Genomic DNA, 18,334 nt, shown 5'->3' on the forward strand with positions numbered 1-18,334 from the left:
GAAAGCGATTCCGCAGTGCGCAGTTTAGCAGATCGTCACGTCCAGCCGAATCCCTCGGCGATGCGGAACATTGCCCATGACATGAAACCGGCGGCGGGAATGGTGAGGATCCACGCCCAGACGATGCGTTCGATCACCGTCAGTCGCAATGCACGCGGATTCTTGCCGAAACCGACGCCCATGATCGCGGTGGAGATGCTGTGCGTGGTCGACACCGGCATGCCGAAATGCGCGGCGGTCACGAGGATGGTGGCGGAGGCGGTCTCCGCGGCGAAGCCGTCGATCGGTTGCAGCTTCACCATCTTGTGGCCGAGCGTCTTGATGATTCGCCAGCCGCCGGTGGCGGTGCCGACGGCCATCACCAGCGCGCAGGTCGCGATGATCCAGGTGTCGATATGCGAGTTGTCGCTGCTGGACGGATGTAGGAACGACAGCCATTCCGGCAGGTTGTCGAGGGTGCCGGCTGCCTGGGCGCCGAACAGCGCCAGCGCGATGATGCCCATGGTCTTCTGCGCGTCATTGCTGCCGTGGGCGAAGCCCATGTAGGCGGCGGAGACGACTTGCGCCTTGCCGAAGAAGGCATTGACCCAGCGCGGGCGGGCGATGCGCGCAAGCGGACCGCCGGCGCGATGCAACGCGGCGATGATGGCGTAGAGCAGGGCGAGGATCAGCACGCCAAGGGTGAAGCCGGCGATCGGCGACGACACCATCGGCACCAGCACCTTCCACAGGATGCCCTTGTTGGTGGTCCAGCCTCCATCGCCCGCGTGCGACCAGATCAGCGCGTGCCAGTTGCCGTGCGAGGAGGCGATTACCGCGCCGCAGAGTCCGCCGATCAGCGTGTGCGACGACGACGACGGCAGGCCCAGCCACCAGGTGATCAGGTTCCAGCTGATGCCGCCCAGCAGCGCGCACAGGATCACCTGCGAGGTGACTTGCGCGACATGGGTGTCGATCAGGCCGGACGAGATGGTCTTAGCGACGGCGGTGCCGAAGAAGGCGCCGACGAGATTCATCGCCGCGGCCAGCATCACCGCCTTGCCGGGCGTCAGCACCTTGGTCGCGACCACGGTCGCGATCGAATTGGCGGTGTCGTGGAAGCCGTTGATGAACTCGAACACCAGCGCGGCGACGATCACCAGCAACAGAAGAGCCAGCATGGCGGCGGTCTCAGGAGTTCTTCAGCACGATCTGGTAGGCGACCACGCCGGCTTCGCGGCAGCGGTCGATCGCCTTCTCGAGGATCTCGAAGAATTCCTTGAGCAGGAACATTTCGCCGGCGTCGAGGCGGCCGGAATAGATGTCGCGGTGGAGTTCGAGGATCAGGCGGTCGGCTTCGGCCTCGAGCACGCGCAGGCGCTCGTTGAGCTTGCTCATCTCCTCGAGGTTCATGTGGTGCAGCCCTTGCACCATCTGGACGACGACGCCGGCGGCCTGTTCCAGCATGGCCGCGCGCGGCGCGAAATCGATGTCGCCGAGGCGATGGCTGGCCAGCGCGTAGCGGTCGGCGAAGCGTTCGACCTGCTTGGGGATCTTGTACAGCGCCGAGCTCAGCGACTCGATGTCCTCGCGTTCGATCGGGGTGATGAAGCTGTCGACCAGCGCGTGGTTGATCTTGTCGGAGGCGACGCGCTCGCGCTGGCGGGCCAGCTTGAAGGCATCCAGGGCCGGATTGCGGGCCGGATCCTTCAGCATCTGGTACAGCGCCTTGGTGCTTTCATGCGCGGCGTCTGCCGCCTCGTCCAGCAAATCGAAGAACTGCTTGCCGGAACCAAAGATCGTCTGCAGTGAAAACATGGGGCGTGCGCCTCGCTGGCCGGAACGGCGAAAGTTGCAATTTTGCTACAGATCGACGATTTGGTGGGGGGATAGACTCGGCACATCCATGTGCCTCGCCCTGACGGGCAGCCTGCGGCTGTCCACATCGGCAATCCTGCCGATGTGTCGAACCCGCGGGTGTTCTCTCGTCCACCCGCACACCGCAAAAAAGCAAAACGCCCCATGCAGGGGCGCTTTGCTTTTTCTGGCGGAGAGAGGGGGATTCGAACCCCCGAAGCGCGGTTTAGACGCTTACACACTTTCCAGGCGTGCTCCTTCAACCACTCGGACACCTCTCCGTGCTAGCCGGCCATTGTACCTGCAGGGGGATGGGCGTGGCAAAATCACCCCATGAGCTATCTCGTCCTTGCGCGCAAATGGCGCCCCAAGCGGTTCTCGGAGCTGGTGGGGCAGGAACACGTGGTGCGCGCGCTCACCAATGCCCTGGATACCGGCCGGGTCCACCACGCCTTCCTGTTCACCGGGACGCGCGGGGTCGGCAAGACCACCATCGCGCGCATCTTCGCCAAGTCGCTGAATTGCGAGCAGGGCAGCTCTGCCGAGCCCTGCGGTGAATGCGCGACCTGCCGCGACATCGACGCCGGCCGCTACATCGATCTGCTGGAAATCGACGCCGCCTCGAATACCGGCGTCGATGACGTCCGCGAGCTGATCGACAACGCCCAATACATGCCGTCGCGCGGTCGGGTGAAGGTCTATCTGATCGACGAAGTGCACATGCTCTCGAAGTCGGCCTTCAACGCCTTGCTGAAGACGCTGGAAGAGCCGCCGGGGCACGTGAAGTTCCTGCTCGCGACCACCGACCCGCAGAAGCTGCCGGTCACGGTGCTGTCGCGCTGCCTGCAGTTCAACCTCAAGCGCCTCGACCTGCAGCAGATCGACGGCCAGATGCGTCGCATCCTCGATGCCGAGGGCATCGCGTTCGAGGATGGCGCGATCCGCCAGTTGAGCAAGGCCGCCGACGGCAGCCTGCGCGATGGCCTGTCGCTGCTCGACCAGGCGATCGCCTATACCGGCAGCCAGCTGGGCGATGCCGCGGTCGCCACCATGCTCGGCAGCGTCGATCGCGCCCGCATCGGTGCGTTGCTGGATGCCCTGGCCGCGAACGACGGCGAACGTGTGATGACGGAAACCGCCGCGTTGGCCGAGTTTTCGCCGGACTGGTCGCATGTGCTGGATGCGCTGGCCGATGCCCTGCATCGCGTGCAGGTGCGCCAGCTGGTGCCGAATGCGGAGACGGCTGCCGATGGCGTCGATATCGATGCGTTGGCGAAGGCGACGCGACCGGAGCTGGTGCAGTTGTGGTACCAGATGGCATTGAACGGAAGGCGCGATCTCGCCTATGCGCCGAGCCCGCGCGCCGGCTTCGAGATGACGCTGCTGCGGATGCTGGCGTTCCGCCCCGGCCAAGCCGTGCAGGCGTCGACACCGATGCCTAGCCCGTCGAATGCGGCAGCGCCTGCCGCGGCTTCGCCCGTTGCATCGCCTGCATCGTCGCGCGGGGCATCGCCGTCGGGCGCGGATGCAGCGCGCGCGGCCTTGCGCGAATCGATGGCGAATCCGCCGCCGCCACAACGCGCGCCGACGCCGGCCCCGGTGCGGGAAGCGGCGCCTCCGCCTCCGCAACGCACGGCCAGCATCGAACCGGCACCGCCCGCGAATGCGCCGGCGTCTTCGGGGCAGGTGGCGATGCAGCCACAGGATTGGCCGGATTTCGTCGCATCCGCGGCGTTGCGCGGCGCAGTGCGCGAAATGGCTGCCCACGCCGTGTTGTTGCGCCACCAGGGCGAGCAGATCGTGCTCGGACTGTCCCCGGACCAGGATCATTTCAATCGCCCGCAGATGCTGAACCAGTTGGCCGAGCAGCTTGCGGGCAAGCTCGGCTACGCGCCGCGCCTGCAGATCGAGATCGTGCAGGGCAGCGCGCCGGCCGATTCGCTGCACCAGCGCAATTCGCGCGAACGCGATGCGCGCCAGCAGGCCGCCGAAGACGCCTTCATGGGCGATCCCGACGTGCAGAAGCTGGTGGCGCGCGGCGCCCGCGTGGTGCCCGATTCCATTCGACCTTTTGATGACCAGGAGTGAACCATGCGCGGCAATCTTGCCCAATTGATGCAACAGGCCCAGAAGATGCAGGAGGGCATGCAGCGTGCGCAGGATGAGCTGGCCACGATCGAAGTGGTCGGCAATGCCGGCGGCGGCATGGTCAGCGTGACGATGACCGGCAAGATGGAGTGCCGCAAGGTGCGCATCGATGCCTCGGCGCTGGCCGACCACGAGATGGCGGAAGACCTGATCGCGGCGGCAATCAACGATGCGGTGAACAAGGCGAATGAAGTCGCGCGCGAGAAGATGAGCGCCGCGGCGACCGGCCTGCCGCTGCCTCCGGGCATGAGCCTGCCGGGCTTCGGTTGATTCGGTCGGTTGATCCTTGAGTAGCGGATTGCTCGAACAGTTGATCGACGCGCTGCGGATCCTGCCCGGCGTGGGCCAGAAGAGCGCGCAACGCATGGCCTACCACGTGCTGGAGCGCGACCGCGAAGGCGGCACGCGCCTGGCCGAGGCGTTGGCAGTGGCGGTGGAACGCATCGGCCATTGCAAGCGTTGCCGTGATTTCAGCGAAACCGAGCTGTGCGCGACCTGCGCCAGTACGGCACGCGATGCCCAGCAACTGTGCGCGATCGAATCGCCGGCGGATCGTCTCGCGATCGAACAGGCGACCGGCTACCGCGGCCTGTATTTCGTGTTGCAGGGACGCCTGAGTCCGCTCGATGGCATCGGCCCGCGCGAACTCGGGCTCGACCAGCTTGCGGATCGACTCGGCGAAGGCGAGGTGCAGGAGTTGATCATCGCCACCAACCCGACGGTCGAAGGCGACGCCACCGCGCACTACCTCGCCCAGATCGCCCGCAAGCATGGCGTGCGGCCGAGCCGGCTCGCGCATGGCTTGCCACTCGGCGGCGAGCTGGAATACGTTGATCGCGGCACCTTGGCGCATGCCTTCGGCAGCCGCGCGGAAATCCAGGAGTAACGACGATGTCGGACACCATCTTCCACAAGATCATGCAGCGGCAGATTCCCGCCGACATCGTCTACGAGGACGACGACATGATCGCGTTCCGCGACATCGCGCCGCAGGCGCCGGTGCACGTGCTGTTCGTGCCCAAGCGCGATTTCGCCACGTTGAACGACGTGCCGCCCGATGCCGCGGAAGTCATCGGCAAGCTGGCTGTTGCCGCCGCGTCGTATGCGAAGCGCGAGGGTTTCGACACGTCGGGCTACCGGATCGTGATGAACTGCAACGGCGATGCCGGGCAGACGGTGTTCCAGATCCACCTGCACCTGCTCGCGGGCGCGCCGCTGGGGCATTTCGGCACGCCGGGGCGCTGATTCAAGTCCGGTGCGAGCGCAGCGCGCGGATCAGCGCCTTGCGTTCGCTGCCATCCTCCGTTGCATAACGCAGCGCATTGAAGCGATCGATCAGCGTTGACAGTTCCTCTGCGGATCGCGGGCGAACCGCCCGCACGCGTTCCAGCCAGTCGCGTGCCGTCTCGTGCGGTTCGCGTGCAAGCCCGAGTTTCGCGTAACGACGATCCAGGCCGCGCCATGCACGCAGCAGTGGATCGCGCACCCGTTCGCCACGCGCCAGCCACCATGCCGCGATCGCCAGGGCGATGCCCGCGGCGATGGCGAACAGGGCGATCAGCGTCGAGGGCGACAGGCGTTCGACGCCGAAACGTTTCAGCATCGTTGCCTGGCGATCGGCATTGAAGCCGAGCACGAAATCGTTCCACCCGCGGCGCAGGTTGTCGCCGAAGTTCCAGATCGGACGGGCGTCGATCAGACCGCCGAAGGTGCGGCCCGGCATGCGGTCGGCGATGGTGTCGTAGACGCGCTCGGGTGCGACTGCCGCGGTGGGGTCGACACGCGTCCAGCCGCGTCCGGCCAGCCACACTTCGGTCCAGGCGTGGGCGTCGGAATTGCGAACCACCCAATAGTCGCCGACCGGGTTGTGATAACCGCCGGCATAACCGATCACCACGCGCGCGGGAATGCCGGCGCCGCGCATCAACACCACGAATGCGCTGCTGAACTGCTGGCAATAACCGGTGCGGCCCTGGAACAGGAAGTCGTCGATCCAGTCGCGCCCAGGCTCGGGCACGCTCAGCGAATAGGCGAAGTCCTTGTGGATCATCGCCAGCGCGCGTTCGATGATGGCGATGTCGTTGCCGCCGGCTTCGCCGCGCCATTGCCGGCCCAGCGCCAGCGTGCGCGGATTGCGATCGGGCAGGACGAGGTTGGCGTGGCGCTCCCTGGCGTCGAGCACCGGGTCGAAGCTCACGACCGGTGCTGCCTGCAGTTGCCAACGCGTGAGTCCGCTCAATGGTGCGGTCGCGCGCAGGCTGGCATCGCGGCCGGATTGCGCGCCATCGGGTTGCGGCGTGGTGAATTCGAGTGTCGCCAGCAGGCGCTGGTCGCTGGGTTCGACGTCCAGCGTGTAGTGCCAACGCACCGGCGCGAGCGACAGGTTCGGCGTGCCGACGACCGATGCGGGCGCAGGCGTCCAGGTGCGTCCGTCAAAATCGCGCAAGGTCATCGCCCGCCAGTACATTTCCTGCGGACGCGGCGCCGGTCCGTCGAAGTGGGCGCGCATTGCCGGGGTGTCGTCGTTCAACGCATCCATCCAGCGATCGGGCGTCATCGATTCGCTCAGGCCCGGTTTGGAGACGGCGCGATCCGGCAATCCCCACAGCGGCGATGCAAGTCGCGGGAACAGCCAGAACGCAGCCAATACCAACGGCAACGCCAGCAGCAGCAATTTGCCGGCGGCGCGCAACGAATCGAATGGCGACCAGTCGACGAGATCGATGCCGGAATCGAGATCGGCGAGGCGCAGCAGCGTGGTGAGTGCAGCCGCAACCGCGATCGCGCCGAGGACCAGCGACAGCGGCCCCTGGTCGAGCAGATAGGTGGCGAACGGCGCGAACAGGCCATAGCCGAGCAGGCTGCGGGCGTCGCGCACGTTGGCGGTTTCCGTCGGCTTGAGCGCCAGCATCATCGCCAGCAGGGCGCAGCCGGTGTCGCGACCGATCTGCCGGTAGACCGAGAACACCGCGATCGCCAGCGTCAGCGCCAATGCGATCTTCAGCACCGCGGGCAGGCGGCCACGCGTCGACAGCGCCATGCTCAGCAAGGCGACCGTACCGACCGCGATCCCGACCATCGGTTGCAGTTGCAGCAACAGGGGCAGCAATAGCAACGCGGTTGTCGCGTACAACCAGCGCCGGGTGGTGGCATCGAGTGCGACCGTCGTGCTCACGATGCGCGCTCCGGCAATCGCGCCAGCGCATCCAGGCAGGCATGGCGATGATGCGGGCCACGATCCGCGGGCAGTGCCCGGCCGAGCGGTGGCCGCAATCCGTAGCGATGCCCATGGCGCTCGGCGAGTTCGACCCAATGCGCCAATCGCGAGATCGCGTGTTCCCAGGGAAGATGACGGACATCGTTCCAGTCGAGCAGGATGTCGGCGTCGACACGTTGCTCGTACTCGCGCGTGAGCAGATGCGTCGCGCGCGCCGATGCCTTCCACGCGATCGCGTGTGGTGCGTCGCCGTGGCGATACGGCCGCAGCTGGTGGATGTCGTCACCGGCCGATGCCGGTTTCGCGCGATGGCCGCCTTCGCCGCGATCGGGCAGCGGGGGACCATTGGTTTCGGGCATCGGATACACCAGCCAACCCTGTCCCTGCCACAGCCAGCTCCAGGCGCAGGCCAGGCCGAGCGGTCGCGTGGTCGCGAGTTCCAGTCGTCCCGCTTCCAGCCAGCCGCGCCTTGTCGTCGGAACAGGCAAGGTCGCGAACGTGGTCGCATGCGGCGCCACTTCGGCGACGGCATGGCCATCGCTGCAATCCAGTTGCAGGCCGCTGCGCGCGCGGGCATCACTGGCGACAAGACCAATCTTCACTTGCAGGGTTTCACCGGCGTGCACCGGTTCGGCATCGATCGAAGCCACGCACAGTCCCGACAACTGCAGGTGCGCGTAGACCAGGCTCGCGAGTCCTGCCGCGAGCAGCAACAGCGACAGCAGCAATGCCGGATTGTTGTTGTAGTTCAGCGCGCCGAGGAACATCACGCCGACCATGGCGCCGTAGAACAGGCCGAATTTCGTCGGCAATACGTAGACGCGGCGACGATCGATCGTCATCGGCAACGGATCGATACGACCGCGCCGGCGGATCCAGTTTTCCAGTCGATGCCGGAACGCGGGGCGCCCGGCAGGCGCTGCGTCGTCCATCAGTCGACCGGAACCGCCAGCAGCACCGAACGCGCCAAGGCACGGGCATCGCCGGCATCGGCATTGGCGACGAGGCGGTGCGCCGCAAGATGCGGGAACAGCGCCTGCACGTCGTCGGGCAGCACGTGGCCGCGCCCAAGCAGCAACGCATGCGCGCGTGCGGCGCGCAGCAGCGCGAGGCCCGCGCGTGGCGACAATCCGACGCGGACGCCGGGATGATTGCGACTGCGTGCGATCAGGGCCTGCAGGTAATCGACCAGCGCTTCGCTCACATGCACCTGCTGGACCGCAGCGCGGATCGCCAGCAGATCGTCGCGACCAAGCTGCGGCCGCGCCTGCGAGATCAGCAAGCGGCGCTCCTCGCCAAGCAGCAGCGCGCGCTCGGCCTCGGCATTGGGATAGCCCATCGAAATACGCAGCAGGAAGCGGTCGAGCTGGGAATCGGGCAGGGGATAGGTGCCGACCAGGTCCACCGGGTTCTGCGTGGCGATCACGAAGAACGGTTCCGACAACGGGCGGGTGACGCCATCGAGCGTGACCTGGCGCTCGGCCATCGCTTCCAGCAAGGCGCTCTGCGTCCGCGGTGGCGCGCGGTTGATCTCGTCCGCCAGCAGGACGTGGGTGAACACCGGCCCGGGATGGAATTCGAAACGCGATGCCGGGGCGTCGTAGATCGACACGCCGACGACGTCGGCGGGCAGCAGGTCGGAGGTGAACTGGATGCGCTGGAAGTCGAGCCCCAGCGTCGCCGCCAGTGCATGGGCGAGGGTGGTCTTGCCGAGGCCGGGCAGGTCCTCGATCAGCAGGTGGCCGTCGGCGAGCAGGGCGACGAAAGCCAGGCGCACTTCCAGCGGCTTGCCAAGGACCAGCTGGTTGACTTGCTGCTGGGCGGCTTCGAGGGCGGCCGCTTGCGCATCGGCAAGCGGTCGGAGCGGGGTGGCGGTGCGCATCGGGGGCTGGCTCCGGTGGGTCGTTGGGTCAGGCGGCGGTTTGCGCATCCAGGCGCTGGCGACCGGCATCGAGGCGGCTGCGCACGGCTTCCAGTTCGGCGATTCGGGCGTCCATGCCGTGCTGCTGCAACCACATCCGCTGGCGCAACAGATCATGGAGGACATCACGCAGCGCGGCATCGGCCTGGCTGGCGCTGGCGACACCATCCAGTTGGCGGCGGACACGGGTCAGCTGCATTTCCAGCGCGTCGGCACTGTCCATCACCTCGCGGAGCAGGCTCCAGCGCTGGTGCTGGCGACGGCGCTGCGCCACGAAGATGGCGACGGCCAGCGCGATCACCGCCAGGATGGCGATGGGGAAGATGATCGGGTTCAATGGTGACTCTGAGTCCGGTTCCTGAACGGCAGTGTGTCGATAGCCCGGCTCCGGCGCAATCCGCGGGAAGTCACGTCCGGGCGGCCCGGGGAAATGTTTGACAGCCCCCCCGTTCATCCTTAACATTCATCGGCTTATGTCCTCGAAATTGCCCGACCAGGTCGATCCATGGCGCATGGTGTCGGCGCGGCGCGAGTTCGAGGGCAGGCTGGAGTTGGCGGAACTGCCACGGCTGGCCGGTCTGCTGATTGATGGTGAAGGCGAAGTCGCCTACCGCATCGCATTCGACCGTGATGCCCTGCAGATTGCCTACGCCTCACTGGAAATCGACACCGCCTTGCCGCTGGAATGCCAGCGCAGTTTCGAACGGTTCGAGCTCCCCGTGCAGGTGAGCCAACGCATCGCGTTCATCCGCGACGAAGCCGAGGAAGCAGCACTGCCGCCGGGTTACGAACCATGGCTGGTGGATGCGAGCGATTCGGTTTCGCCCCGCGACATGATCGAGGACGAATTGATCCTCGCGGTGCCGGCGATACCGGTCAAGCCGGGGACCGAGGTCATGGAGGCCGAGTGGTCGCCCGACGAGGAAGAAGCCGCGTCGGTCAATCCGTTTGCGGCACTGGCTGCGTTCCGGCGCGACCAGAAGGAATAACGTTCAGACGTCCGTTTCGGCGGACACCGATTCACCCAGGAGTTTGTCCCATGGCTGTCCAGAAATCCCGCGTTTCCCCGTCCAAGCGTGGCATGCGCCGCGCGCATGATTCGCTGACGGCGAAACAGCTTTCCACCGACCCGACCAGCGGCGAGACCCACATCCGCCACCACGTCACTGCCGACGGCTACTACCGCGGCAAGAAGGTGCTGCCGTCCAAGACCAAGGTGGTCGAGGAAGATTGATTCCGCCCCGGCGGAATCCTTCCAGGATGATCCGCGGATGCGTGATTCAATTGCGAGTGGTTCGTTGATGTAACCTGACGGGACGATGCTGCTTTGCGGCATCGTCCTTGTCGTGCTTGCGGAAATCGTTCCGGAAACCTCCCGTCCGGATCCAAGGAGTTCGATCGATGGCTGATGTTGCTTCTTCTCGCCCAGCTTCTACCAGGATGTATGCCCGCATCGCCGGTACCGGCAGCGCGCTGCCGAAACAGGTGGTCACCAATGACGACCTGGCCAAGCGCGTCGACACCAGCGACGAATGGATCGCGGCCCGCACTGGCATCCGCCAGCGCCACGTCGCCGGCGAAGGCGAGACCACCGTCAGCCTCGGCGAGGAAGCCGCTCGCAAGGCGATGGCCGCCGCCGGCGTCACCGCCGACGACATCGACCTCATCGTTTTCGGCACCACCACGCCCGACCTGATTTTCCCGTCCTCGGCCTGCCTGATGCAGGCGCGCCTGGGAATCGTTGGCTGCCCCGCGTTCGACGTCAACGCGGCCTGCTCGGGCTTCATCTACGCGATCACCGTCGCCGACAAGTTCGTCCGCAGCGGCGACGCCAAGTGCGCGCTGGTGGTCGGCTCGGAAACCCTGACCCGCATGGTCGACTGGAACGACCGTGGCACCTGCGTGCTGTTCGGCGATGGCGCCGGCGCCGTGGTGCTCAAGCCCGACAGCGAGACTGGCATCCTCAGCACCCACCTGCATGCGGACGGCGCCAAGAAGGAACTGTTGTGGAACCCGGTGGGTGTGTCCGCCGGATTCAAGCCGGAAGAACCCAATGCAGGCGTCAAGGTCCTGATGACCGGCAACGAAGTGTTCAAGCACGCGGTCAAGGCCCTCGACGGCCTGGTCGACGAGACGCTGGACGCCAACGGCCTCGATCGCCACGACATCGACTGGTTGATTCCGCACCAGGCCAACCTGCGCATCATCGAAGCGACCGCTAAGCGCCTCGACATGCCGATGGATCGCGTGATCGTCACCGTCGACAAGCATGGCAACACCTCGTCGGGCTCGGTGCCGCTGGCACTGGATGCCGCCGTGCAGTCCGGCAAGGTCCAGCGTGGCCAGCTGCTGCTGCTCGAGGCCTTTGGTGGCGGCTTCACCTGGGGCTCGGTGCTGCTGCGCTACTGAGGGTGAATGGGCGCCGCTTCGCCCGTCCGACAATGTAAAAAATATGTGAATCCTGTTGCAGTTGAGGCAGCAGGCGATGGCGCGTGCGCGCCTGTCCTGCGAATCTGCGCGGCATGCAGGATTTCATGTCAACCAAATCTCTGTTCAAGCGTTACGCGGCCGATCCGGGCTCGAGGCCGGGCTTGGCGCGCGCGATCCGTTTCAGTGTCCGCGCACGACTGCAGGCGCCATTGCACCGCTACTGGTTCGGACTGATCGATCGTCCCCAACTCGCGGCTGCGCGCAATGCCGGGACTGGACTGTGCGCGCGCCTCCAGCAGCCCTATGTCAGCGCGCGGCTGACGCAGCTGCAGCGCTTCAGTCTGCTGCGCAAGCACTTCGAGCTGTTGAGCCGGTTTCCGGAACCGGTCCGCGACGCGATCTACACGAAGGAAGGGTGGGTCGTCGCGGCGTTCGCCGAAGACGGCATCGAACACACCATCCGCCTGGTCCATCAGCCGGGCACCCAGCGCGAGGGCGACCTCAACCTGGTCTGGGACTGTTCGCTCGGACGCGTCGCCATGGCGACTTTTGCCTTGCTCAATTCCCGGCTGGGAAGCCGCGCCATGGTCATCGGTGGCTTGCAGGGCAGCAACGCCGGCGATGCGCATGCGATGTACCAGGTCCTGACGCGCGCGATGCATGGATTGCGCCCGATGTCGACGCTGGTGCATTTCCTCCAGCTTGCGGCCGGCCAGCTCGGTGTCGGGTTGATGCTGGGTGTCGAGGACGCCGCGCATGCGATCTACCGTCCTGGACAGCGCGACCAGGCCAAGAAAGCCCTGAGTTACGACGCCATCTGGAGCGAACACGGCGGCGGGCAGTGGAAGCACGGCCTGTACAAGTTGCCGGTGGAAATGGCGGTGCGCGACCTGGCGACGGTCGCCTCCAAGAAGCGTTCGATGTACCGCAAGCGTTACGCCATGCTCGAGTGCATCGACGCGATGATGGCGGCCTCCCTGGGCTGGGCCAACCAGTTGCCGAGTCCGCGGGTCGAGGCGGAATGGGCGCCGTCGTCGCAGTCCTGGCTGTTCCGCCCGGGTGATAATGAAATGGCCGACGCCTTCGCCTGATCCGGGATCACCATTCTGGCGCGCATGGTGGGGCCCAACGGCTACCATGTGCGGCCATCCCGTGAAGAGTCATCCGTGACCGCACTCGCCTTCGTGTTCCCCGGCCAGGGCTCGCAGAGCCTCGGCATGCTGGCGGAACTTTCCGAACTGCACCCCGTCATTCGCAGCACCTTCGCCGAAGCGTCCGAAGGCGCCGACGTCGACCTGTGGGCGCTGTCCCAGGGCGGCCCCGAGGAAATGCTCAACCGCACCGAATACACCCAGCCGGCATTGCTGGCCGCCGGCGTCGCGGTGTGGCGCGCATGGCAGGAAAAGGGCGGAGCACAGCCGTCGCTGCTGGCCGGTCACAGCCTGGGCGAATACAGCGCGCTGGTCGCTGCGGGTGCGTTGTCGCTGAAGGACGGCGCGCATCTGGTGCGTATCCGCGGACAGTTGATGCAGGACGCCGCGCCCGCCGGAACCGGCGCGATGGCGGCGGTGATCGGCGCCGACGACGACTTGGTTGCGGAGGTGTGCAAGGCCGCGTCGGAATCGCAGGTCGTGGTGCCGGCCAACTACAACTCGCCGGGGCAGATCGTGATCGGTGGCGATGCCGCGGCGGTCGATCGTGCGCTGGCGTTGCTGGCCGAGAAGGGCGTGCGCAAGGCGGTGAAGCTCGCCGTCAGCGTGCCTTCGCATACGCCGCTGATGCGCGAGGCTGCCAATCGCCTGGCCGAAACCATGCGCGGCCTGCGCTGGCAGGCACCGTCGTTGCCGGTGGTGCAGAACGTCGATGCTTCCGTGCACGCCGATGTCGATGCGATCCGTGACGCGTTGGTGCGCCAGTTGTATCAGCCGGTGCGCTGGACCGAATGCGTGCAGGCGCTTGCCGCGAAGGGCGCGACGCGCATCGGCGAATGCGGTCCGGGCAAGGTGCTGGCCGGCCTGGTCAAGCGCATCGACAAATCCCTCGACGCACGCGCGCTCGGCAGCGTGCCCGAATTCGAAACCGCACTGGAAGAATGGAAAGCCTGATGAGCAAGCCGCTGGAAAACGAAATCGCACTGGTGACCGGCGCATCGCGCGGCATCGGCGCCGCGATCGCCGACGAACTCGCCGCACGCGGCGCCATCGTGATCGGAACCGCCACCAGTGAATCGGGCGCCGCCGCGATCGGCGAACGCCTGAAGTCGGTCGGTGGCCACGGCCGCGTTTTGAACGTCACCGAGGAGGGCGCGATCGAAGCGCTGATCGATGGCATCCAGAAGGAATTCGGCAAGCTCGACATTCTCGTCAACAACGCAGGCATCACCCGCGACAACCTGCTGATGCGGATGAAGGACGAGGACTGGCAGGCGATCCTCGACACCAACCTCACCAGCGTCTATCGCTCCAGCAAGGCGGTGATGCGCGGGATGATGAAGGCGCGCAAGGGTCGCATCATCAACATCGCCTCGGTGATCGGTGTCACCGGCAACGCGGGCCAGGCCAATTACGCGGCGGCCAAGGCCGGCATCATCGCTTTCAGCAAGTCGCTGGCGCGCGAGATCGGCAGCCGCGGCATCACCGTGAACGTGGTCGCCCCGGGTTTCATCGCCACCGACATGACGCGCGACCTGCCGGAAGACGCCAAGGCCGCGATGCTCCAGCAGATCGCGCTGGGCCGGCTCGGCGAACCGGCCGATATCGCCCGCGCGGTGGCTTTCCTCGCCGGGCCGGATGCGGCCTACATCACGGGTGATACCTTGCACGTCAACGGCGGCATGTACATGCCGTGACCCGGCACGGTGGCCCCGGCGATCAGCCCGGTTTCACGGGGCGGATCGCCATTCGCCACCGGATTGCTTGCCGAATCGACTTATGCACTACACTACGGCCTGAAAACCGAAACCTCCCTCCCTCTGGAGCAGCAAGAACATGAGCACCATCGAAGAACGCGTCAAGAAAATCGTTGTCGAACAGCTTGGCGTCAAGGAAGAAGATGTCAGCAACAATGCCTCGTTCGTGGACGATCTTGGCGCCGACTCGCTCGATACCGTCGAGCTGGTGATGGCGCTCGAAGAAGAATTCGAGTGCGAGATCCCGGACGAAGAAGCCGAGAAGATCACCACCGTGCAGCAGGCGATCGACTACGTCAAGGCGCACGTCAAGACGGCCTGATCGCGCCAGCAACACACGTCATGGGGCCGCGCATCGCGGCCTCGTGCGTTTGAGCGAACCCGTTTTGTTTTGATCGAACACGATCCCCGGAGTCAAAATGTCCAAGCGTCGCGTCGTCGTCACCGGTCTCGGCATCCTTTCGCCGCTCGGCCTCGATCTTGCGTCCAACTGGGATGCCATCACCCACGGTCGTTCCGGCATCGGCCCGATCACCCATTTCGATGTCGAAGCCTATCCGACGCACTTCGCCGGTGAAGTGCGCGGTTTCGACCCCGCGCAATGGATCACGCCGAAGGACGTCAAGAAGATGGACCCGTTCGTCCATTACGGCGTTGCGGCGGCGGCGATGGCGATTGCCGATTCCGGGCTGGAGATTGCCGGCGAAGCCGCGGAACGCATCGGCGTCGCCATCGGCGCCGGCATCGGCGGCCTGCACGGCATCGAGGAAACCACGCTCAAGCTCGCCAACGGCGGTCCGCGTAAGGTGTCGCCGTTCTACGTGCCGAGCACCATCATCAACATGATTTCCGGCCAGGTCTCGATCATGACCGGGGCCAAGGGTCCGAACATCGCGGCGGTCACCGCCTGCACCACGGCGACCCACAACATTGGCCTGGCGATGCGCATGATTCAGTACGGCGAAGCCGACGCGATGATCTGCGGCGGCGCCGAATACGCCATCACCCCGACCGCGGTCAGCGGTTTCTGTGCGATGAAGGCGCTCTCGACCCGCAACGACGATCCGACGCGCGCGTCGCGCCCGTGGGACAAGGACCGTGACGGTTTCGTGATGGGCGATGGCGCCGGCGTGCTGGTGATCGAGGAATACGAGCGTGCGAAGGCGCGCGGCGCGAAGATCTATTGCGAGCTGGTCGGCTTCGGCATGAGCGGCGATGCCTTCCACATGACCGCGCCGAGCGAGAACGGGGATGGCCCGGCGCGTTGCATGCGCGCGGCGATGAAGGACGCGGGCATCAATCCGCAGGACATCGGCTACATCAATGCGCACGGCACCTCGACGCCGGCTGGCGACCTCGGCGAAACGCTGGCGATCAAGTCGGCGCTGGGCGATGCCGCGAAGTCGGTGATGGTGTCCTCGACCAAGTCGATGACCGGCCACCTGCTCGGCGCTGCCGGCGGCGTGGAAGCGGTGTATTCGGCGATGGCGCTGCACGAAGGCGTGATCCCGCCGACGATCAATCTCGACAATCCGTCGGAAGGTTGCGACCTCGACTACGTGCCGCACACCGCGCGCCAGAAGCAGGTCGAGATCGCGATGTCGAACTCGTTCGGCTTCGGTGGGACCAACGGCACGCTGGTGATGCGTCGCGTCTGATCCGGCGTTCCGGGAAGATCGCGCGATGTCGCGCCTGATCCGGCGTCGCCTGCCTGCAAGCGCCGACCTGCTGCGTTTGCACCGGCATGATCCGGCGCGTTATCCGATGTTGCTGGAATCGTCGGCGCACGCGCTGGATGCGTCGGCGCGTCGGCACGCGCACTGGGACATGCTGCTGGCGACGGATGGCGAGGGGTTCGTCCGCACGCATGACGGCGTCTTGTATGACCTGGGTGGCGGGGCACTGGAAGGCGGATTCCTCGACCGCCTCGAGCGCGAATGGCAGGCACGGCGGCAAGTTTGCGATCCCGTCGATGCCGATCTGCCGTTTCGTGGTGGTTGGGCCGTGTTCTGCGCCTACGAGCTCGCCGAGGAAGTCGAGCCGACGTTGCAGATTCCCGCGGCGGAAGGCCATGGACCGCGCGGTGTCGCCTTGCGCTGCCCGGCGGCGATCCTGCACGACCACGCCAGTGGCGAATGCATCGCGATCGCGGAAGCGGGTTGCGAGGAATGGCTCGATCGCATCGAAGCCGATCTGCAGGCGTCGCAGGCCATCGACGAATCGTCATGGCATCCGCCCATTGCCACCGGCGAAGACGAACCACGGCGTTTCCTCGATGGCGTTGCCGCGGTGCTCAGACACCTGCGTGACGGCGACATCTACCAGGCCAATCTCTCGCGCGGCTGGTGGGCACGGTTCGCACGGACGGTCGATCCGGCCGCGCTGCATGCGCGTCTGCGCACGGCCAACCCGGCGCCGTTCTCGGGGCTGTTCGTGCACGGCGACTGGGCCGTGGCCAGTTCGTCGCCGGAACGCCTGGCGACGATTCGCGGCGACATCGCCAGCACGCGCCCGATCGCCGGCACGCGTCCGCGCATCGCCGGCGACGACGACGGTGCGCGCATCCGGGAATTGATCGATCATCCCAAGGAGCGTGCCGAGCACGTGATGCTGGTCGATCTCGAACGCAACGATCTCGGTCGCGTCTGTGTCGGTGGCACGGTGGAAGTCGATGAACTGATGACGGTCGAAAGCTATGCCCACGTCCATCACATCGTCAGCAATGTGCGCGGCGTGCGTGCGCCCGATGCCAGCCCGGTCGATGTGCTGCGCGCGGTCTTCCCCGGCGGCACGATCACCGGCTGCCCGAAGGTGAGCTGCATGCGCATCATCGCGGCGCAGGAAGGCATCGGGCGTGGCGCCTATACCGGCGCGATGGGCTGGCTCAATCGCGACGGCGACATGGATCTCAACATCCTGATCCGCACCGCCGAGGTCGAAGGCGACACCCTGCGATTCCGCACCGGCGCAGGCATCGTGCTGCAGTCGATCGCCGACAGGGAGCTGGCGGAGACACGGGCCAAGGCGCGCGGCCTGCTGCGCGCACTGGGCGTGGAGGACTGAATGTGGATGTAGCGCGCATTTTCCGCGGCAGCCAACGGGTCGACTCCATCGATCCGGCCGATCGTGGTCTTGCCTATGGCGACGGATTGTTCGAGACCATGCGCGTGCATCGCGGCGATATCCCATGGTTGGACGCGCATCTGCAGCGTTTGCAGCGCGGTACGCAGCGGCTGGTCATCGATCTTCCCGGCGAAGCGCTGTTGCGCGCGGAGATCGCGGCCATGTGCGCGGGCCAGGATTCCGCCGTGCTCAAGCTGATCGTCACCCGTGGCGCGGGCGGTCGCGGCTACGCGCCGCCAGTGCATTTGGAGCCGACATGGATCCTGTCGCTGCATGATGCGCCAGCCTTGATGCCGGCGATCGACATCGTCTGGTGCCAAACCACGCTCGCCGACCAACCTGCATTGGCGGGCATCAAGCACTGCAATCGCCTCGAGCAGGTGTTGGCGCGTCGCGAGGTGGTCGCGGTGAATGCAGACGAAGGCCTAATGCGCGATGCGTCGGGGAACGTGATCGCGGCGACTTCGGCCAATCTCTTCGTCCATGATGGCGATGGCTGGTGCACGCCGAAGGTCGATCGATCGGGCGTGGCCGGGATCTGCCGCGACTGGTTGTTGCGCCATGCCCAGGTGCGCGAAACCGTGCTGGATCGCGACGCCGTCGAGCGTTCATCCGCCATATTCCTCTGCAATGCGGTGCGCGGTATCCTGCCGGTGCGCCGCCTCGATGCGCGCGAATGGCCGGCAAGCGAGGACGTTCGCGAGCTGCAGCGCCAACTCGCCGATGCCCATCCGGGCCTGGCCTGACGGAC

20 protein-coding genes and 1 tRNA gene are annotated in these 18,334 nt (G+C 66.1%); 14 read left to right on the forward strand and 7 right to left on the reverse strand.

The window, feature by feature from the left end:
- Positions 1–35 precede the first annotated feature (35 nt).
- From ABE093_RS08370 to ABE093_RS08380, 3 genes are all read right to left on the reverse strand, one after another.
- The gene (locus tag ABE093_RS08370; RefSeq protein WP_430760414.1) at positions 36–1,160 is read right to left on the reverse strand and encodes an inorganic phosphate transporter; all 1,125 of its coding nucleotides are present in this window, start codon (positions 1,158–1,160) and stop codon (positions 36–38) included.
- 10 nt (positions 1,161–1,170) lie between these two features.
- Entirely contained in the window at positions 1,171–1,797 is a 627-nt protein-coding gene (locus ABE093_RS08375; protein ID WP_430760415.1) for a DUF47 domain-containing protein, read from the reverse strand.
- 227 nt (positions 1,798–2,024) lie between these two features.
- Positions 2,025–2,117 (reverse strand) — tRNA-Ser (locus ABE093_RS08380).
- A gap of 52 nt (positions 2,118–2,169) precedes the next feature.
- Here ABE093_RS08380 and dnaX point away from each other — a divergent pair.
- From dnaX to ABE093_RS08400, 4 genes are read left to right on the forward strand one after another with little or no spacing between them, the layout of a single operon-like run.
- Positions 2,170–3,924: a DNA polymerase III subunit gamma/tau gene (gene dnaX / locus ABE093_RS08385; protein WP_430760416.1), complete on the forward strand. Its 1,755-nt coding sequence runs from the start codon at positions 2,170–2,172 to the stop codon at positions 3,922–3,924.
- 3 nt (positions 3,925–3,927) lie between these two features.
- Positions 3,928–4,254, forward strand: a complete 327-nt coding sequence (locus ABE093_RS08390; RefSeq protein ID WP_430760417.1) for a YbaB/EbfC family nucleoid-associated protein — start codon at positions 3,928–3,930, stop codon at positions 4,252–4,254.
- Between the two features lie 16 nt (positions 4,255–4,270).
- Positions 4,271–4,870, forward strand: coding sequence for a recombination mediator RecR (gene recR, locus ABE093_RS08395; RefSeq protein ID WP_430760418.1), 600 nt, complete (start codon positions 4,271–4,273; stop codon positions 4,868–4,870).
- A 5-nt stretch (positions 4,871–4,875) separates the two neighbouring features.
- The gene (locus ABE093_RS08400; RefSeq protein WP_430760419.1) at positions 4,876–5,229 is read left to right on the forward strand and encodes a histidine triad nucleotide-binding protein; all 354 of its coding nucleotides are present in this window, start codon (positions 4,876–4,878) and stop codon (positions 5,227–5,229) included.
- Between the two features lies 1 nt (position 5,230).
- On the opposite strand, the gene ABE093_RS08405 is transcribed toward ABE093_RS08400, so the two are convergent.
- From ABE093_RS08405 to ABE093_RS08420, 4 genes are read right to left on the reverse strand one after another with little or no spacing between them, the layout of a single operon-like run.
- Positions 5,231–7,162, reverse strand: coding sequence for a transglutaminase TgpA family protein (locus ABE093_RS08405; protein ID WP_430760635.1), 1,932 nt, complete (start codon positions 7,160–7,162; stop codon positions 5,231–5,233).
- A complete protein-coding gene (locus ABE093_RS08410; RefSeq protein ID WP_430760420.1) occupies positions 7,156–8,133 on the reverse strand; it encodes a DUF58 domain-containing protein in 978 nt (325 codons plus the stop codon). The genes ABE093_RS08405 and ABE093_RS08410 overlap by 7 nt, the downstream gene beginning before the upstream one ends.
- A complete protein-coding gene (locus ABE093_RS08415; RefSeq protein WP_430760421.1) occupies positions 8,133–9,083 on the reverse strand; it encodes an AAA family ATPase in 951 nt (316 codons plus the stop codon). The genes ABE093_RS08410 and ABE093_RS08415 overlap by 1 nt, the downstream gene beginning before the upstream one ends.
- A gap of 28 nt (positions 9,084–9,111) precedes the next feature.
- The gene (locus ABE093_RS08420; RefSeq protein WP_430760422.1) at positions 9,112–9,459 is read right to left on the reverse strand and encodes a hypothetical protein; all 348 of its coding nucleotides are present in this window, start codon (positions 9,457–9,459) and stop codon (positions 9,112–9,114) included.
- Positions 9,460–9,595: 136 nt separating this feature from the next.
- Between ABE093_RS08420 and ABE093_RS08425 the strand changes: the two genes are divergently transcribed.
- From ABE093_RS08425 to pabC, 10 genes are all read left to right on the forward strand, one after another.
- Complete coding sequence (locus ABE093_RS08425) at positions 9,596–10,111, forward strand: YceD family protein (RefSeq protein WP_430760423.1); 516 nt, start codon at positions 9,596–9,598, stop codon at positions 10,109–10,111.
- A 50-nt stretch (positions 10,112–10,161) separates the two neighbouring features.
- Positions 10,162–10,356, forward strand: coding sequence for a 50S ribosomal protein L32 (gene rpmF, locus ABE093_RS08430; protein ID WP_430760424.1), 195 nt, complete (start codon positions 10,162–10,164; stop codon positions 10,354–10,356).
- A 167-nt stretch (positions 10,357–10,523) separates the two neighbouring features.
- Positions 10,524–11,531 carry a beta-ketoacyl-ACP synthase III gene (locus ABE093_RS08435; RefSeq protein WP_430760425.1) on the forward strand — a complete coding sequence of 336 codons (1,008 nt, stop codon included), beginning with the start codon at positions 10,524–10,526 and terminating at the stop codon, positions 11,529–11,531.
- Positions 11,532–11,656: 125 nt separating this feature from the next.
- Entirely contained in the window at positions 11,657–12,643 is a 987-nt protein-coding gene (locus ABE093_RS08440) for a VirK/YbjX family protein (RefSeq protein ID WP_430760426.1), read from the forward strand.
- 24 nt (positions 12,644–12,667) lie between these two features.
- Entirely contained in the window at positions 12,668–13,657 is a 990-nt protein-coding gene (gene fabD, locus ABE093_RS08445; protein WP_430760427.1) for an ACP S-malonyltransferase, read from the forward strand.
- Entirely contained in the window at positions 13,657–14,400 is a 744-nt protein-coding gene (gene fabG / locus ABE093_RS08450) for a 3-oxoacyl-ACP reductase FabG (protein WP_430760428.1), read from the forward strand. Before fabD ends, fabG begins: the two co-directional genes overlap by 1 nt.
- 139 nt (positions 14,401–14,539) lie before the next feature.
- Complete coding sequence (gene acpP, locus ABE093_RS08455) at positions 14,540–14,782, forward strand: acyl carrier protein (protein WP_430760429.1); 243 nt, start codon at positions 14,540–14,542, stop codon at positions 14,780–14,782.
- A gap of 97 nt (positions 14,783–14,879) precedes the next feature.
- Positions 14,880–16,118 (forward strand): beta-ketoacyl-ACP synthase II, encoded by a 1,239-nt coding sequence (gene fabF / locus ABE093_RS08460; RefSeq protein ID WP_430760430.1) that lies wholly within the window; start codon positions 14,880–14,882, stop codon positions 16,116–16,118.
- Between the two features lie 25 nt (positions 16,119–16,143).
- The gene (locus ABE093_RS08465; RefSeq protein WP_430760431.1) at positions 16,144–17,523 is read left to right on the forward strand and encodes an aminodeoxychorismate synthase component I; all 1,380 of its coding nucleotides are present in this window, start codon (positions 16,144–16,146) and stop codon (positions 17,521–17,523) included.
- Between the two features lie 2 nt (positions 17,524–17,525).
- A complete protein-coding gene (pabC, locus tag ABE093_RS08470; RefSeq protein WP_430760432.1) occupies positions 17,526–18,329 on the forward strand; it encodes an aminodeoxychorismate lyase in 804 nt (267 codons plus the stop codon).
- Positions 18,330–18,334 lie beyond the last annotated feature (5 nt).

Origin of the sequence: Solilutibacter silvestris (assembly GCF_050574925.1) — a bacterium.
Classification (GTDB): Bacteria; Pseudomonadota; Gammaproteobacteria; order Xanthomonadales; family Xanthomonadaceae; genus Solilutibacter; species Solilutibacter silvestris_A.

Coding starts and splice junctions, on each gene's coding strand:
- rpmF (WP_430760424.1), top strand. CDS start 10,162: ATGGCTGTCCAGAAATCCCGCGTTTCCCCGTCCAAGCGTGGCATGCGC.
- ABE093_RS08425 (WP_430760423.1), top strand. CDS start 9,596: ATGTCCTCGAAATTGCCCGACCAGGTCGATCCATGGCGCATGGTGTCG.
- ABE093_RS08435 (WP_430760425.1), top strand. CDS start 10,524: ATGGCTGATGTTGCTTCTTCTCGCCCAGCTTCTACCAGGATGTATGCC.
- fabF (WP_430760430.1), top strand. CDS start 14,880: ATGTCCAAGCGTCGCGTCGTCGTCACCGGTCTCGGCATCCTTTCGCCG.
- ABE093_RS08440 (WP_430760426.1), top strand. CDS start 11,657: ATGTCAACCAAATCTCTGTTCAAGCGTTACGCGGCCGATCCGGGCTCG.
- ABE093_RS08415 (WP_430760421.1), bottom strand. CDS start 9,083: ATGCGCACCGCCACCCCGCTCCGACCGCTTGCCGATGCGCAAGCGGCC.
- fabD (WP_430760427.1), top strand. CDS start 12,668: ATGGTGGGGCCCAACGGCTACCATGTGCGGCCATCCCGTGAAGAGTCA.
- ABE093_RS08400 (WP_430760419.1), top strand. CDS start 4,876: ATGTCGGACACCATCTTCCACAAGATCATGCAGCGGCAGATTCCCGCC.
- ABE093_RS08465 (WP_430760431.1), top strand. CDS start 16,144: ATGTCGCGCCTGATCCGGCGTCGCCTGCCTGCAAGCGCCGACCTGCTG.
- ABE093_RS08410 (WP_430760420.1), bottom strand. CDS start 8,133: ATGGACGACGCAGCGCCTGCCGGGCGCCCCGCGTTCCGGCATCGACTG.
- ABE093_RS08390 (WP_430760417.1), top strand. CDS start 3,928: ATGCGCGGCAATCTTGCCCAATTGATGCAACAGGCCCAGAAGATGCAG.
- acpP (WP_430760429.1), top strand. CDS start 14,540: ATGAGCACCATCGAAGAACGCGTCAAGAAAATCGTTGTCGAACAGCTT.
- fabG (WP_430760428.1), top strand. CDS start 13,657: ATGAGCAAGCCGCTGGAAAACGAAATCGCACTGGTGACCGGCGCATCG.
- ABE093_RS08375 (WP_430760415.1), bottom strand. CDS start 1,797: ATGTTTTCACTGCAGACGATCTTTGGTTCCGGCAAGCAGTTCTTCGAT.
- dnaX (WP_430760416.1), top strand. CDS start 2,170: ATGAGCTATCTCGTCCTTGCGCGCAAATGGCGCCCCAAGCGGTTCTCG.
- ABE093_RS08370 (WP_430760414.1), bottom strand. CDS start 1,160: ATGCTGGCTCTTCTGTTGCTGGTGATCGTCGCCGCGCTGGTGTTCGAG.